14 protein-coding genes are annotated in these 14742 nt (G+C 65.0%); 4 read left to right on the top strand and 10 right to left on the bottom strand.

The annotated features are described in order from the left end of the window. From A5634_RS19220 to A5634_RS19195, 6 genes are all read right to left on the bottom strand, one after another. Nucleotides 1-2016 (bottom strand): PPE family protein (locus A5634_RS19220; RefSeq protein ID WP_081290530.1); only part of this gene is annotated, 2016 nt, incomplete at its 3' end. A 117-nt stretch (nt 2017-2133) separates the two neighbouring features. Beyond that, nucleotides 2134-2553 (bottom strand): hypothetical protein, encoded by a 420-nt coding sequence (locus A5634_RS19215; protein ID WP_065145618.1) that lies wholly within the window; start codon nt 2551-2553, stop codon nt 2134-2136. A gap of 1 nt (nt 2554) precedes the next feature. Next, nucleotides 2555-3817 (bottom strand): DUF58 domain-containing protein, encoded by a 1263-nt coding sequence (locus A5634_RS19210; protein WP_065145617.1) that lies wholly within the window; start codon nt 3815-3817, stop codon nt 2555-2557. Continuing rightward, a complete protein-coding gene (locus A5634_RS19205; protein ID WP_065145616.1) occupies nt 3814-4788 on the bottom strand; it encodes an AAA family ATPase in 975 nt (324 codons plus the stop codon). Before A5634_RS19205 ends, A5634_RS19210 begins: the two co-directional genes overlap by 4 nt. Further along, nucleotides 4785-5267 (bottom strand): hypothetical protein, encoded by a 483-nt coding sequence (locus tag A5634_RS19200; protein WP_065145615.1) that lies wholly within the window; start codon nt 5265-5267, stop codon nt 4785-4787. The genes A5634_RS19205 and A5634_RS19200 overlap by 4 nt, the downstream gene beginning before the upstream one ends. Continuing rightward, nucleotides 5264-6220, bottom strand: coding sequence for a DUF4129 domain-containing protein (locus A5634_RS19195; RefSeq protein ID WP_065145614.1), 957 nt, complete (start codon nt 6218-6220; stop codon nt 5264-5266). The genes A5634_RS19200 and A5634_RS19195 overlap by 4 nt, the downstream gene beginning before the upstream one ends. Before the next feature lie 105 nt (nt 6221-6325). Here A5634_RS19195 and A5634_RS19190 point away from each other — a divergent pair, with 105 nt between their 5' ends. Then, a complete protein-coding gene (locus A5634_RS19190) occupies nt 6326-7612 on the top strand; it encodes an HNH endonuclease (RefSeq protein ID WP_065145613.1) in 1287 nt (428 codons plus the stop codon). A 5-nt stretch (nt 7613-7617) separates the two neighbouring features. Here the strand turns inward: A5634_RS19190 and A5634_RS19185 are convergent, their stop codons facing one another. Both A5634_RS19185 and A5634_RS19180 read right to left on the bottom strand, forming a co-directional pair. Further along, nucleotides 7618-8424 (bottom strand): SDR family NAD(P)-dependent oxidoreductase, encoded by an 807-nt coding sequence (locus tag A5634_RS19185; protein WP_065145612.1) that lies wholly within the window; start codon nt 8422-8424, stop codon nt 7618-7620. Then, the gene (locus A5634_RS19180; RefSeq protein ID WP_065145611.1) at nt 8421-9023 is read right to left on the bottom strand and encodes a TetR/AcrR family transcriptional regulator; all 603 of its coding nucleotides are present in this window, start codon (nt 9021-9023) and stop codon (nt 8421-8423) included. Before A5634_RS19180 ends, A5634_RS19185 begins: the two co-directional genes overlap by 4 nt. Before the next feature lie 45 nt (nt 9024-9068). Here A5634_RS19180 and A5634_RS19175 point away from each other — a divergent pair, with 45 nt between their 5' ends. Both A5634_RS19175 and A5634_RS19170 read left to right on the top strand, forming a co-directional pair. Further along, the gene (locus A5634_RS19175) at nt 9069-10187 is read left to right on the top strand and encodes a phosphotransferase family protein (protein WP_065145610.1); all 1119 of its coding nucleotides are present in this window, start codon (nt 9069-9071) and stop codon (nt 10185-10187) included. Next, nucleotides 10187-11302: a hypothetical protein gene (locus tag A5634_RS19170; protein WP_065145609.1), complete on the top strand. Its 1116-nt coding sequence runs from the start codon at nt 10187-10189 to the stop codon at nt 11300-11302. Before A5634_RS19175 ends, A5634_RS19170 begins: the two co-directional genes overlap by 1 nt. Here the strand turns inward: A5634_RS19170 and A5634_RS19165 are convergent. Continuing rightward, on the bottom strand, nt 11299-12279 hold the full coding sequence (locus A5634_RS19165) for a TIGR03617 family F420-dependent LLM class oxidoreductase (protein ID WP_065145608.1): 981 nt from the start codon (nt 12277-12279) through the stop codon (nt 11299-11301). The genes A5634_RS19170 and A5634_RS19165 overlap by 4 nt on opposite strands. 69 nt (nt 12280-12348) lie before the next feature. On the opposite strand from A5634_RS19165, the gene A5634_RS19160 reads away from it, so the two are divergent. After that, nucleotides 12349-13692, top strand: a complete 1344-nt coding sequence (locus tag A5634_RS19160) for a flavin monoamine oxidase family protein (protein ID WP_065145623.1) — start codon at nt 12349-12351, stop codon at nt 13690-13692. On the opposite strand, the gene A5634_RS19155 is transcribed toward A5634_RS19160, so the two are convergent. Beyond that, nucleotides 13687-14661 carry an alpha/beta fold hydrolase gene (locus tag A5634_RS19155; RefSeq protein ID WP_065145607.1) on the bottom strand — a complete coding sequence of 325 codons (975 nt, stop codon included), beginning with the start codon at nt 14659-14661 and terminating at the stop codon, nt 13687-13689. The two genes, A5634_RS19160 and A5634_RS19155, sit on opposite strands and share 6 nt — an antisense overlap. Nucleotides 14662-14742: the final 81 nt, after the last annotated feature.

The raw sequence follows: 14742 nt of genomic DNA, 5'->3' as shown, positions 1-14742 counted from the left end.
GTTGAGGTCGCCGATGTTTCCGCCACCTAGGTTCCAGTCGCCGATATTGCCCAGGCCGGTGTTGATGTTGGGCAGCGTGAAAGTGGCTGCCGGGGCAGACAATGCGGCGACGGCCGGGGCCAACGGTCCCAGATCGAGCAGGAAGGCCGGCGTGCTCGCCCGGCCGAAGAATCCGGCCTGGTTGTCGCCCTCGTTGAAGGCGCCGGAGCTGCCGTTACCGGAGTTCGAGATGCCCGAGCTGTTGTCACCAGACGTGCCGATGCCGGAGCCGAACGCACCCGATGTATTGATGCCGGCACTGGAAAGCCCAGTGGTTCCGAAGCCCGAGCTAAATTCAGCAGTGTTATTGAAGCCGGACAGGTAATCGCCGTTATTCATGAAACCCGAAGTGCCGAAGATGCCCGTCGCCACGTTCTGGAATCCTGAGACGAAACTGCCCTCGTTATAGAATCCGGAGGCGTTGCTGCCGGTGTTTCCGATACCCGAAACCGTGCCGGCCTGATCGACGGTACCGCCGATGCCGGTGTTCACGCTGCCCGCGTTGAACAGGCCGGTGCTCAGATCACCGGAGTTGCCGAATCCGGTGTTGAGGTTGCCCGAATTGAATGAGCCGGTATTGCCGCCGGTTCCACCCACCCAACCGCCAGCGTTGAAGTCGCCGGTATTGACATTGCCGCCGTTTCCGATCCCAGTGTTGCTGTAGCCGGCGTTGCCAATGCCCGTGTTTTCGCTGCCGCCGTTGCCGAAGCCGAAGTTGTGGCTGCCGCCATTGCCAAACCCGGTGTTGGCGTAGCCGCTGTTCCAGAAGCCGGTATTGATATTGCCCGCATTGCTGAAGCCAGTGTTGCCGTCACCGGAGTTGAAGAAGCCGAAGTTGCCGTCACCGGAGTTGAAGAAGCCGATGTTGTTGTTGCCCGAGTTTCCGAAGCCGATGTTGCCGACACCGGAGTTCAACGCGCCGATGCCGAATTGGTTGTCGCCGGTCAGCCCGATACCGATGTTGTTGTTGCCCTTGTTGCCGAAACCGAAGTTGAGGTCGCCTTGGTTTCCGAACCCGATATTCAGTGAACCGAAGTTCCCGCTGCCCAGGTTATGCGACCCGAAATTCCCGCTGCCGAAGTTGTGACTACCGTCATTGCCGCCGCCGAGGTTTCCGTTACCGAACCGGTTGCCCAGGCCGAAGTTCCCGCTGCCGTTGTTGTTACCGCTGCCGAAGTTGAGATTGCCGAATGCATTCCCACTGCCGAAGTTGATGTTGCCGATGTTCCCCGAGCCAAGGTTGTATAGGCCCCAGTTTCCGCTACCCAGGTTCAGGTTTCCTATGTTGCCACTACCCAGATTCACGTTTCCGAAGTTGCCGACGCCCAGGTTGAAATCTCCACGGTTACCGGCACCTAGATTCCAGAAACCGATGTTGCCCAGTCCGGTGTTGATATCCGGAATCGCGGTGGCGGCGGTGGCCGCCGCACCCGCGACCTGACCCAAGACCGGCAAGCCAGCCAGCGCCGAACCCCACGACGACAAGTTCGCTACCGCGGCAGCAGCGCCGCCGTGGTAGCCGACGAGGGCGGCCACGTCCGCGGCCCAAAATTCTTCGTAGATGGTTTCGGCCGCCGCGATAGCTGGAGCGTTCTGACCGAATAAATTCGATACCACCAGTTGCACGAACGCATTTCGATTCGCCGCCACCGCCAGGGGATGCACCGTGGCCGCCTGCGCCGCTTCGAAGGCCCCGGCCACCGACTGCGCCGCACCAGCAGCGTTCACCGCCCGCGCCGCCGCCGCGCTAAGCCAACCCGCGTAGGGTGCCGCCGCAGCGGCCATCGCCTCCGCCGCCGCGCCTTGCCATGCCTGGCCCGTCAAACCCGACGTCACCGAAGCAAAGGATTGCGCCGCCGTGCCCAGTTCCTCCGCCAAATTGTCCCAGGCCATGGCCGCTTGCAACATCGGCACCGAACCCGCGCCGGCGAACATTCGCAACGAATTGATCTCCGGCGGCAAAGCAAAGAAACTCATCAGGCCATCCCCTTCCGTTGAGCCCCAACAGCGCACAAACTGTAAGCCGACCGGGCGGCAATATCCGGCAAATGACCAAACCTCATAGAAACAATTCGGAAGTTTCCCGGGGACCCGTCAATTCAGGAACGGACGGGTCGCCAGGACATAAATTGCCAACACCGCCAGGGGCGCGGCCAGCGGCAGCCACGGCAACTGGAGCGAAAACGAAGTCGCGACCAGGCCGATCAACGTAAAACCAACCGCGGCAACGATAGTTGGCCAGCGCCAGTCGCCAGCATCGGCGTCCGAGTGCCGACAAACCAGGTAGACCGCCGCGCACAGGCCCGACACCGCGGCGAGTACCTGGGACGAATCCCCCATGATGATCACCGCCAGCGACAACAGCACGGCAATCGTTGCCGCGGGCCGAAATATCGTCCCCCACCCCACCGCGAGCGCGGCAGCGGCAGCGGCAATCAGCGCCGCCCCGTCCGATCCGATGGCAGCCGCGCCGACCATCAACAAACCGAACGTCAACGAAAATATGCGGTTCATCTCAGCGCCGTGCCCCCAATTGACCCCGAACCCGGCGGCGACGGTCCGGCAGCGCTCCCATCGACTGCTCCAGCGAACGATCCGACGGCCAGGACAGCACATCCACGCCGACGGTGGCCATGTCGCGATACATCGCCGACCGTTGCAACGTCCACATCCGGACCACCAACGGGTCGTGTTCGCCCTCGAACGGCGAGCTGTCCAGCACATCCACGGCGACCACGACGTGCCCGCGTTTGCGTAAATCAATGAGCGCCAAGGCGAATTCGGTATCGAGCAGGGTGGAGAACGCGAAGACGATCGCGCCCGACGGCACCGCAGCGCGCGGTGCCAGGGTACCGGTGGTGGTCTCGAACCGCTCACCGGCGTCGAGCACGGTGTCCAACACCCGGTAGAACTGTCGTTGCCCGATGTCGGCGCCGAGCCAGCGGGGACGGTTGCCGCCGAGCGCGACGACCCCGGCGCGGTCGCCGTTTCGCAGCGCGGTCTGCACCACCTGTGCCGCGCCGCGCACGACGCGTTCGGTGGCCTCGGTGGCTGGGCCCGCGGGCTGTCGATATGTGTCGATCAGCACCACCACATCGGCGGCACGGTCGGTCAACCGCTGCGTCACATGCAATCTGCCGCGCCGCGCACTCACCGCCCAGTTCACCATCCGCAATTGGTCGCCCGGGATGTATGGACGAATGTCGGCGTATTCGACACCTGGCCCGATGTGCCGGGTGAGATGTGCGCCCAACCGGTCGAGCAATTCGGTCTGCGGAATCGGCGTCGACTGCGGCGGCGTCAGCGGAAATACGATCACGTCGGCGGCGTGCGCCGTGCCTGTCCCCCTCAGCAATCCGCCCCGTGCGCGAACGTCGACGCGCACCCGGACCGGATACCGTCCCCACCGTTTCGCCATCACCGCAACGGTTTTCGCCCGCGTCTCGGTTTCGACGACCTCGAGTTCCATCGGTTCGACCGTCGAGACGGTGAGATCAAGCGTCCCCGACCCGGCAGCTGTCGTGGCCCAGATCCGCACTCGCACCTGTTCGGTCTCGAAACATCGTTGCGAGTCAGGTTCGGCGTGCACGTGAACCGTCGGGACGGGCTGCTGCCAACTCAACGAGCACAGCACTCCGAGCAGTGGTGCGGCGAAAGCGATCAACTGCCAGTGTCCGCTGATGACCGCCGCCGCTAACGCCACACCGGCGCAAGTAGCGACCGCCAACGTCAGTTGCGATGCGCGCCAGCGGAAGTCGACTTCGCGATGTTGAATCAACTTGGCCCAGGCCCGCTGTTGGCACGAGGCACCGGCAAGCGCCGCAACAGCTCGCCGACTACGTCGGCCCCCTGAATCTTTCGCACCCACATCTCTGGCCGCAACGTGATCCGGTGTGCGACTGCGGGTGTGGCGAGTGCCTTAACGTCTTCGGGGATCACATAGTCGCGGCCCAACAACAACGCCCGCGCCCGGGCGAGTTGAACCAAATCCAGTTCGGCACGCGGGCTGGCACCTACGGCGACCTGCGGATGGTTCCGGGTCGCGGTGGCCAGCGAGACCACGTAGTGCAGAACGTCCTCGTGCACGGTGACCTGCTCGACCGATTCGCGCATGGCCAGGAGATCATGTACGTCGACCACCTGGTTGACCGTCGCCTCAGCCGATCCGCGGTCCAGACGGCGACGCAGCATTGCGGTTTCGTCTTCCTCGGAGAGATAGCGCAGTTCCATCCGGATCGCAAACCGGTCCAGCTGCGCTTCGGGCAACGGGTAGGTGCCCTCGTATTCGATCGGGTTGTCAGTGGCCAGGACGATGAATGGCATTGGCAGCTTGTGGGTTTGGCCGTCGATGCTCACCTGCCCCTCCGCCATTGCCTCGAGCAGGGCTGCCTGGGTCTTGGGTGGCGTGCGGTTAATCTCGTCAGCGAGCAGCAGATTGGTGAAGATCGGTCCGCGACGGAAATCGAACCGTCCCGACTGCATGTCGTAGATGGTCGCACCGAGCAGGTCTGCCGGCAGCAGGTCGGGAGTGAACTGCACGCGAGTGAATTCCAGCCCGAGCGCGGATGCGAACGACCGCGCAATCAGTGTCTTGCCAAGTCCGGGAAGGTCTTCGATCAGCACATGGCCTCGGGCTAGCACAGCTGTGAGGATGAGCCTCAGCGCTGCCCGCTTGCCGACGACGGCCCGCTCGATTTCGTCGAGAACCGCTTCACAGTGGGCGGTAGTTGTCGCCGCCGGCATCGTCATACCGTCTCCAACCTTCGCAGAATCTCCTCGAGTGCCGCACGGCCGGGCCCGGGTTGGCTGGCGACATCTTGTCCAACGTTGTTCGGATTCACCCATTCCCATAGTTCCGGGCCGAACAGCATCTCGCCGGTCGCTCGGAACGCCGCTGGGTCCTTGGCCTGTCGTTGACCGGTCGTAAGTTCGAACCGACGGGCCAGCATTGGGCGCAGGTGACGGTCCCAGTCGCCGCGGGAGGAGTCCGACCACCGAATCGTCGTCTCAGTGTTGGCCAGCCAGCGCCGCAACGCATCACCGAGGTCATCGGATTCGGGTTCGACTTCCGGCTCGTTCGGATGGCCCAGCACCCGGCGGAGGTTGATAAGCACCAACGCCAGGCCCACGCCGGCGGCCACCAGGACCCACCGGCGATCCTGCACGATCAGCGCCAACAGCTCAATACCGATTATCAGCAAAATGCCCAGGACGATAAGCCTTTTCATCGGGAAGCTCCCGATCGCGGGACGAGCTCCTGGAGCACCAATTCGAGCACGTGCACCGCGGTTTCGCGGTGGTCCTCGTTCATCACGTGCGGGCTGAATCGCGCTTCCTCGAACAGGTTCACCAGTTGGACGGCGTTGTCGGCGTGCAGCGCACGTTGGTCAACCGCGCGGGCCAGTACCTCGGTAGGGGTGTCGAATTCCTGTGGAACAGCACCGGGAACGTTGGCCAGCTCCCGCTCCATTGCCGCGTAGCACGCGATGATCGCCTCCCGGGGTTCACGGCTGAGGTCGGTCATTTCGGCAAGTCCGACTTCGGCGGCACGCACCAGAGACTTCGAAGTGGTTTCTGGCGAGGGCAATTCGGCATGTTCGTCGGTATCGGTTTCCGCCACGGTTGAGGCTCGCTTGCGCCGGGATGCGATGAATCCGCCGACAAACAGCATCAGCAGCACCGGCACAAAGGCCAGCAACGATGCGAGCATGTCGTCGGAGTCCTTGTGGCGCGGAGGATGTTTCGGCTTCGGCGCGGCACCGGATGACGATGCAGGCCCCTGGCTCGGATCCGATTGCGGCACGTCGAGAGCGACATCGGGTGGGGTGAACAGTCGGGACAGCACTATGACGAGAATCGACCAGGCGACGATCACTGCGAGTGCGATCAGCACGACGCGCCAGCTCGGCCGGGTGCCGCCCCTGCCGAGCATGCCGGAAGGGTCGCCGGCGCTGGGTGCCACCGCGCGGGGGTCACGCAGTCTGGCGATTATGGAGAAGGCCAACAAGGCAAGGGTCGCCGCGATGGCCGCGACGAGGAACAGCAGTGCCGTGTTGTTGCTGCTCGACTCCGTCAGCCGGGAGCCGTGGTGCGCCGGTAGGTAGCCACGCAGGGCAGCAGCGGCGAGGATCAGCAAGGCGACAAGTGCAACCACCCGTGCGGTGGGCTTGTCGAATGTCACTGGCGGTCCCTCGGCGACCTGCGCCCCATAGCCGAAGGCTAGCCGTGGCCTCCGGTGGGGTCTAGTCGCGAGGGCTTGTCGGGGGCGAGGTGTACATTCGCAAGTATGTTCGATTTGGAGCGGTTTGCCCAGGTGGATGAGGGGGCCAATGAGGCTGAGCTGATCGCGCGAATCACCGAGCTCGAGCAGGTCAAGAGCGCGGCGGCGGCGGGCCAGGCCCGTGCCGCGGCGGCATTGGCTGCGTCGCGGCGCACGGCTGAGGCGGCCGCGGGTGTGCCGGCGGCCAAACGCTGCCGCGGGGTGGCGGGTGAGATCGCGCTGGCCCGTCGGGATTCCCCGTCGCGGGGTGGGCGGCATCTGGGCTTCGCGAAGGCGTTGGTGCACGAGATGCCCTGCACCCTCGCGGCATTGGAGTGCGGCCGGCTATCCGAGTGGCGGGCGACGATTATCGTGCGGGAGTCGGCGTGCCTGGATGTCGAGGACCGGCGTGCGCTGGATCGCGAGTTGTGCGCGGACATGTCGAGTCTGGATGGGATGGGCGATAGCCGGATTGCCGCCGCCGCCAGGAAAATTGCCTACCGGCGGGATCCGCGGGCGGTGGTCGATCGCGCCGCGAAAGCCGAGACCGAGCGCGCGGTCACGATACGTCCCGCGCCCGATGCCATGACCTGGGTCAGCGCACTGCTCCCGGTCGCCAAGGGCGTGGGCGTGTATGCCGCGCTGCGCCGCGCCGCCGATACCACCTTCGACGGTCGGTCTCGAGGACAGGTGATGGCCGACACCCTCATCGAGCGGGTGACTGGCGTGCCCGCCAGTGTGGCGGCCCCGATCGCGGTCAACATGGTGATCTCCGACGAGGCACTGCTGGGAGACGACAGCAACGCAGCGGTGATCGATGGTTACGGCCCGATCCCGGCAGCGGTGGCACGAAACCTCGTCAGCGCGGCTCTGGCCGATGCGCGGTCGCGCGCCACACTTCGTCGGCTGTACGCCCAGCCCGCGAGCGGGGCGTTGGTGTCGATGGAGTCGCGGTCGCGAAATTTCCCGCGCGGTCTCGCTCATTTCATCGGGTTGCGCGATCAGACCTGCCGCACTCCGTATTGCGACGCCCCGATCCGGCATCGGGATCACGCTCAACCCTGGCAGCGCGGCGGACCCACCTCGGCGGAGAACGGGGTCGGTTTGTGCGAGCAGTGCAACTACGCCAAGGAAGCGCCGGGCTGGCGGGTCACCACAACCCACGAAAACGGTAGACACGTAGCCAAATACGTCACGCCCACCGGTGCCGGCTACCGGTCGACCGCGCCACCATTACCCGGGTATCCCCGAATTGAGGTCAGCGAAGTCGAAGCCGCCATCGGCATCAAGCTGATCGACCTGCACGCCGCGTGATGGAGTCACACGGTGAACGGCGCATAGCTGCCGTCAAGCACTTGGAGGTGACCGATGGTGCGCCCGGTAACCACACGCGGGTCCACCCGCGCCAGTTGCACCGCGGCCTGGGCGAATTCCTCCGGAGAACTCACGTCGTCGAAACCGCGCGCGTAGTAAGACAGGCCTGGCGTCATGATCGGTTTCGACGGCGCGAGAGCGTTCACGGCGATGTTGTGATCGGCCAGGTCGGACGCCGCACATGCCGTGAGGTGTTCCAGGGCAGCCTTCGCGCCGCCGTATCCGGGCAATCCCTCGCCGATCCGCGACGCGACGGAGGTGATGTTGACAATCGATCCGCCGCCCCCGGTGATCATGTCCGGGCTGACCAGTTGCATCAGCTCATAGGCAGCGAACAACGAGATCTCGAAATGCCGCCGATAGGCGGCCAGCGGAATGCTCACAAAGCCGGGCCAGTCCGGTTTCTTGGCCGACTTCTCGGCCGGCTTTGCGGCGCGCGGCTGGCCGCCCGGGCGGCCGGGAGCGGTGAAGGCCGCATTGTTGATCAAAATCCTGATGGGGCCCAAGGCATTTCGGGACTCGTCAACCAGGCGGACGACATCGTCCCGGTTGGTCAGATCGGCCCGGACGGCCACCGCCCGTCCGCCGGCCGATTCTATGTCGGCGACCGTTTCGCCGATCGTCCCGGGCAGTCGCTCGTCCCAGACGGCCTCGGTGCGCCCGACGACGGCCACCGGAACACCTTCGGCGGCCAACGCCAGCGCGATTGCCCGACCCAGGCCTCGACTGGCGCCAGTAACGATCGCGGTCATCGAGTCACCCCATGCACGACAATCGCGGCGGTCTGCGCTACCCAGGCGTCGTCCAGATTCTCGTCCGGCCGCAGTAGCATCCGCAGCATCGTCGATCCCCCAATCAGCTCGATCAGCCGTTCCGGATTGATATCAGGATGTGCCTCACCACGGTCGATGGCCTCGCTCAGGCGCACCCTTACCGCTTCGAACAGGCCGGTGAAGCGAGCCAAGACCCGCGCGTTCAACTCGGCGTCAGCGGTCATGTCGGCCACCAAGCCCGGCAGCGCGGCGCGGACCACGGGAGTGGTGAAGACGTCCCGGGTGGCCTCGATCATCATCCGGATATCGGCGGCGAAGTCCCCGGCCGGCCCTACCAACGCGGTCGGCGCCACCGGGAACGCCGCCTCGTGCACCAACTCGGCCTTGCTCGACCACCGCCGGTACAGCGCCGACTTGGTGGTTCCGGCCCGCTCGGCGACGGCCGCCAGCGAAAGGTTCGAATACCCGATTTGCACAAGCAGTTCCGCGGTGGCGGCCAGGATGGCCGAATCGATCCGCGGGTCCCGGGGCCGCCCGGCGCCGGGGGCCTTGTCAAGGGTTGACTGTTCTGCTTTCATAACGCTACCTACCGTATCGTAATTATCTCGCAAAGGAAGCACCCCGTGGCCAACGAACCGGCGGTTGAAGACATAAACCGCATGCAACGCTCGAGCCGCGACACCAGCACCGTCCCGGACCTGATGTCGCAGTGGTTGTCGACCGTGTTGCCGGTGGCGCCCGAGGTAACCGTCGAGAGTGGCATCGACTCGACTGGCATGTCGTCGGAAACCATCATTTTGACCGCGCGCTGGGAGAACCAGGAGCAGAAACTGGTGGCCCGGGTGGCCCCCACCTCCCAAGATGTGCCGGTTTTCCCGACCTACCGGCTTGACCACCAGTTCGAGGTCATCCGGCAGGTCGGTGAATCGACCGATGTGCCCGTCCCCCGCGTCCGCTGGATCGAGAACACGGGCGAAGTGCTGGGCGCTCCGTTCTTCTTGATGGACTACGTCGACGGCGTGGTGCCACCCGACGTCATGCCATACACGTTCGGCGGCAACTGGTTCGCCGACGCGTCGGCCGAACAACAACGCAAGCTACAGGATGCGAGCGTCAAAGTGCTGGCCACATTGCACTCGATTCCCAATGCGGAGCGGACTTTTGGCTTCCTTACCGAGGGTCTGGCCGGCGACACCGCGCTGCGCAGGCACTTCGGCTGGGTTAAGTCCTGGTATGACTTCGCGGTCCCCGACATCGGGCGCTCACCGCTGGTGGAACGCAGTTTCCAATGGCTGCAAGACAATTGGCCAAACGAAGGAGCCGCGCGCGAGCCGGTACTACTGTGGGGCGACGCCCGAGTGGGCAACGTGTTGTACCAAGACTTCGAGCCGGTGGCCGTGCTGGACTGGGAAATGGTGACGCTGGGCCCCCGCGAACTTGACGTCGCGTGGATGATCTATGCGCACAAGGTTTTTGAAGAACTCGCCGGGCTTGCGGGCCTACCCGGCCTGCCCGGGGTGATGCGCGAGGGCGACGTGCGCGCGACCTATCAGCAACTGACTGGCGTGGAGTTGGATGACCTGCGCTGGTTCTACGCGTACTCGGGCGTCATGTGGGCCTGTGTCTTCATGCGCACCGGTGCACGGCGAGTGCACTTCGGCGAAGCCGAAAAGCCCGACGATGTTGAGGCGCTGTTCTACCACGCCGGCTTGATGAAACGCTTTATCGGAGAGGAAAGTTGATGCTAGGCCCGCTTGACGAGTACCCGGTACACCAGATTCCCCAACCGATCGCCTGGCCGGGTTCCTCCGACCGTAACTTCTACGATCGGTCATACTTCAACGCCCACGATCGCACCGGGGACATCTTCGTCATCACCGGCATCGGCTACTACCCGAATCTGGGTGTAAAGGATGCGTTCTTACTGATCCGGCGTGGTGATACCCAGACGGCGGTGCACGTTTCGGATGCCATCGACCAGGACCGGCTGAATCAGCACGTAAACGGCTACCGCGTAGAGATCATCGAACCATTGCGCAAGCTACGCATCGTGCTCGACGAAACCGAAGGTATCGCAGCCGATCTCACGTGGGACGGTCTGTTCGACGTCGTCCAGGAGCAACCACACATCCTGCGGGCGGGCAACCGCGTCACGCTCAACGCCCAACGCTTCGCCCAACTCGGCAGCTGGAGTGGGCACCTGCTGATCGACGGAGAAGAAGTCAAAGTCGACCCCGCAACCTGGATCGGCAGCCGGGACCGGTCGTGGGGCATCCGACCGATCGGTGAGGCCGAGCCGGCCGGCCGGCCGGCCGATCCTCCGTTCGAGGGCATGTGGTGGCTGTATGTGCCAATTGCTTTCGACGATTTCGCGATCGTGCTGATCATCCAGGAAGAGCCCAACGGGTTTCGCTCGCTCAACGACTGCACCCGGGTGTGGCGCGACGGCCGCGTCGAACAACTGGGTTGGCCACGCGTGAAGATCCACTACCGTTCCGGCACCCGGATCCCAACCGGGGCGACGATCGACGCGACCACACCGGAGGGCACCCCGGTGCACTTTGACGTGGAATCCAAACTGCCGGTGCCGATTCATGTCGGTGGCGGCTATGGCGGCGACTCGGACTGGCTGCACGGCGTCTGGAAGGGCGAGAAGTTCGTCGAGCGGCTGACCTATGACATGACCGACCCAGCGATTATCGGCCGGTCCGGGTTCGGCGTGATCGACCATGTCGGGCGGGCGGTATGCCGGGATGGAGACGGTGAGCCGGTCGAGGGCTGGGGCCTCTACGAGCACGGCGCGCTCGGCCGCCACGACCCGTCCGGGTTCGCGGACTGGCTGACCGTCGCGCCTTAACTCAACGCATCGATGATCTCGGCCAGGGTGGACAGGCCGATGGGCGCGGCTTGATACAGGAACACGGTGTCGGAGACGCCGTCGAGTCGGTCCTTGATGTGGGCTGCGATTTCGGTCGGGGTGCCGCAGGCGGCAATCGTGTTCATGACTTCGTCGTCGATCAGCGAGCTCATCTCCTGCCAGCGTCCCTGCTTGGACATCGCGTTGAGCTCGGGCTGCAAATCCTCCCAGCCGTGCGCGGCCAGAACCGGCCGATACGCCGGGGTGGATCCGTAGAACGACAGCAGCCGACGGGTGCCGTCGACGGCGCTGTCACCGGCCGACACGATTACTTCCGGGATGATCGTGAAATCCTCCGCCCGGCGACCGCTGGCCTGCAAGCCCGCCCGCACCGCCGGCATGGTGCTGTTCTGCAGAAAGCGCTTCGAGCCGAACGGCATCACCAGCAGGCCATCGGCATGCTCGGCGGTGGCCCTGGTTAGCCGGGGGCCGAGGGCGCCCACATAGATCGGCGGCGGCCCAAACGGATTCGGGCCAGGATTGAAGGTCGGCGTCATCAGTGTGTGCCGGTAGAACTCGCCGCGGAAGTCCAGCCGGGCACCGGAATTCCAAGCCTCGAATATCGCACGTAGCGCCTCGATGAGCTCGGTCATGCGCTGCACCGGATGGTCGAACTGCGCACCGAACCGCTTCTCGATCTGCGGGCGGATCTGCGTGCCGAGGCCGAGGCGGAACCGGCCCTTACTGAGTAACTGGTGGTCGTTGGCTTGGTGCGCGAGGTGGATGGGGTTGCGCGGAAACGCGATCGCCACATTGGTCATCAGGTCCAGACCGTCCACCGCGGCGGCCAGAGTGAGCGGTGCGAACACGTCGTGCGGACCCTCGAAGGTCGCGACACCACTGGCACCGGCGTCGCGCAACTCGCGGGCGCGGTCGGCCGCGTCGGCCAGTCCGTATAGCGCTGTGAAGACTTTCAAAATGCCTACCTGAAGATCCGGGGGAGGAAATCACAGTACGAAATCGACGAAATGCTGTTCACTGGAGCCGTGACAAACCCACCGTGGAATGTCGATGTTGTCGTGGTGGGCGCTGGTTTTGCCGGGCTAACCGCAGCGCGGGAGCTGACGCAACAGGGTCACGACGTCCTTGTTTTCGAGGGCCGAGACCGCGTTGGAGGTCGCTCGTTCACCGGCAGCGTCGCGGGACATCCGATCGATAGAGGTGGCTCGTTCGTGGGCCCGACCCAGGACGCCGTGCTCGGGTTGGTCGCCGACCTCGGGCTGCCCACCGTCCCGACCCATCACAACGGCAAGAACGTGATCCACTGGCGCGGCTCCGCGCGCGCCTACGGCGGCACGATCCCGCGGCTGTCGCTGCTCGGACTGCTCGATATCGGGCGGCTGCAGTGGCAGTTCGAGCGGCTCTCCCGCACGGTTCCGATCGCGGCTCCGTGGGATGCCAAGCGCGCGAAGCAACTCGACGGCGTCTCCCTTGGCCAGTGGCTGCGCATGGTCCGCGCCACGACGTCCTCACTAGACCTGATGGCGATCATGACGAGGGTGACCTGGGGTTGTGAGCCCGAGGACGTGTCGATGCTGCACGCCGCCCGCTACGTGCGGGCTGCCGGCGGACTGAACCGGTTACTCGACACCGAAAACGGCGCCCAACAGGACCTCATTCCGGGCGGCACTCAGCAGATCGCCGAAAGGGCGGCGGCTCAGCTCGGCGATCGCGTGGTGCTCGATGCGGCGGTGAGCCGCATCGACCGACACGGCTCGGGAGTAACGATCACCACCAGCCAGGGCCAGGCCGAGGCGGGGTTTGTCATCGTGGCGATTCCGCCCGCCCACCGCGCCGGTATCGAGTTCAACCCGCCGTTGCCGCCGGAGTACGCCGAACTCGCCCACAACTGGCCACAGGGCCGACTGAGCAAGGCCTACGCCGCGTACCCGACGCCGTTCTGGCGAAGCAAGGGGTTCTCCGGCCAAGCGCTGCTCGACGACGGCCCGGTTTTCATCACCTTCGACGTCAGCCCGCAAGACGGGCCGGGCATCCTGTTGGGATTCGTCAACCCCAAAGGTTTTGATTCACTACCTGCCGACCAGCGCCGCGGCGAGGCTCTGCGCTGTTTTGCCTCGCTGTACGGCGACGAGGCACTCAACCCGCTGGACTACACCGACTTCCGTTGGGGTGCAGAGCAATTCGCCCCAGGCGGACCTACCGCCGCAGTGCCGCCGGGGTCGTGGACAAAGTACGGTAAGTTGCTGCGCGCCCCGGTCGGGCCCATTCACTGGGCCGGCACCGAAACCGCGGACGAGTGGACCGGGTACTTCGACGGCGCGGTCAGGTCCGGTCAGCGTGCGGCCGCTGAGGTCGCCGCCCTGCTATGAGCTGATCTGCTGGAAGCGGGCGTGTCGGGCCATCGCCGTTTCGGCGAGCTTGCGCAGTTGCCGGTTGACCTCTTGCGGTTGTTCCAGCATCGAGCAGTGCCCGCCGGGCAACTCGACCAGATCGACAACGTTGGGGGCGGTTCGGGCGAGTAAACGAGCCTGAGCGATCGGCGTCAGACGATCGTGTTCGCTACCGATGACCAGCGTCGGCACCGTCAGTCCGTCGAGGTTGAGGTGGCGCGATCCGATCTCCTCGAGCATCATCCGCGCACATCCGCCACGCCCGGCCGCCGAGGTGTTCACGAAAAGCTCGTAGACCAGCTTGACGACGGCTGGGTCCGCGCCCGCGCCGGTCGCCATCATCGCGACCAGGTACCGACTCGGAATGCGGATTGCAGCCGGAAGTGGCAGTCCGCCGACCGCACTGATCAGGGTCCGGCCGGCCAGCACTCGCGCCGGCCCCAATCCTTGTGGCACCGAAAGGAACTGGATCTTGCTGAGCAGATCACCGCTGGCCGTGTTGATCAGCGCGACGGCATCCGCGCGCCGGCGAACCTTGTGGCGGTAGCGCTCCGACCAGGCTTGGATAGTAATGCCGCCCATCGAGTGCCCGGCGATCACCGCGCGCTCGTGCGGAGCCAGCGTCGCGTCCAGCACGCAATCGAGGTCGGACGCAAGGTGTTTGAGGCCGTAGCCGCCGCGGCGAGGCAGGCCGCTGCGGCCATGACCGCGGTGGTCGAAGGCGATCACCCGGTAATCGGTGGACAGTTCGGCGATCTGGTGAGACCAGGCGCGGATGGCGCAGACGAAACCGTGTGTCAGGACTATCGGGTAGCCGTCGGGTGGCCCGAACACCTCGGCGTGTAACGCTGTGCCGTCGGCTGCGCGGACGGCCACGGTGCGACTCGGCGGCAACGCGGTTGGCAGCTCCACAACCGATCTGCCGTCGGTGGATTTCCGAGCATTCATCGCCGCTCCCCCTCTTGACGGCTCCGTTGCCGCCTTCCGGATGTAGCGGAAGTTTACCCGGCCGTAATGTGCGGCTATTCG

The organism is Mycobacterium asiaticum, assembly GCF_001673365.1.
GTDB lineage: Bacteria > Actinomycetota > Actinomycetes > Mycobacteriales > Mycobacteriaceae > Mycobacterium > Mycobacterium asiaticum_A.
This window is presented reverse-complemented; position numbering and strand designations above follow the sequence as displayed.

Coding starts and splice junctions, on each gene's coding strand:
- A5634_RS19185 (WP_065145612.1), bottom strand. CDS start 8,424: ATGACCGCGATCGTTACTGGCGCCAGTCGAGGCCTGGGTCGGGCAATC.
- A5634_RS19155 (WP_065145607.1), bottom strand. CDS start 14,661: ATGAATGCTCGGAAATCCACCGACGGCAGATCGGTTGTGGAGCTGCCA.
- A5634_RS19215 (WP_065145618.1), bottom strand. CDS start 2,553: ATGAACCGCATATTTTCGTTGACGTTCGGTTTGTTGATGGTCGGCGCG.
- A5634_RS19180 (WP_065145611.1), bottom strand. CDS start 9,023: ATGAAAGCAGAACAGTCAACCCTTGACAAGGCCCCCGGCGCCGGGCGG.
- A5634_RS19170 (WP_065145609.1), top strand. CDS start 10,187: ATGCTAGGCCCGCTTGACGAGTACCCGGTACACCAGATTCCCCAACCG.
- A5634_RS19205 (WP_065145616.1), bottom strand. CDS start 4,788: ATGACGATGCCGGCGGCGACAACTACCGCCCACTGTGAAGCGGTTCTC.
- A5634_RS19190 (WP_065145613.1), top strand. CDS start 6,326: ATGTTCGATTTGGAGCGGTTTGCCCAGGTGGATGAGGGGGCCAATGAG.
- A5634_RS19200 (WP_065145615.1), bottom strand. CDS start 5,267: ATGAAAAGGCTTATCGTCCTGGGCATTTTGCTGATAATCGGTATTGAG.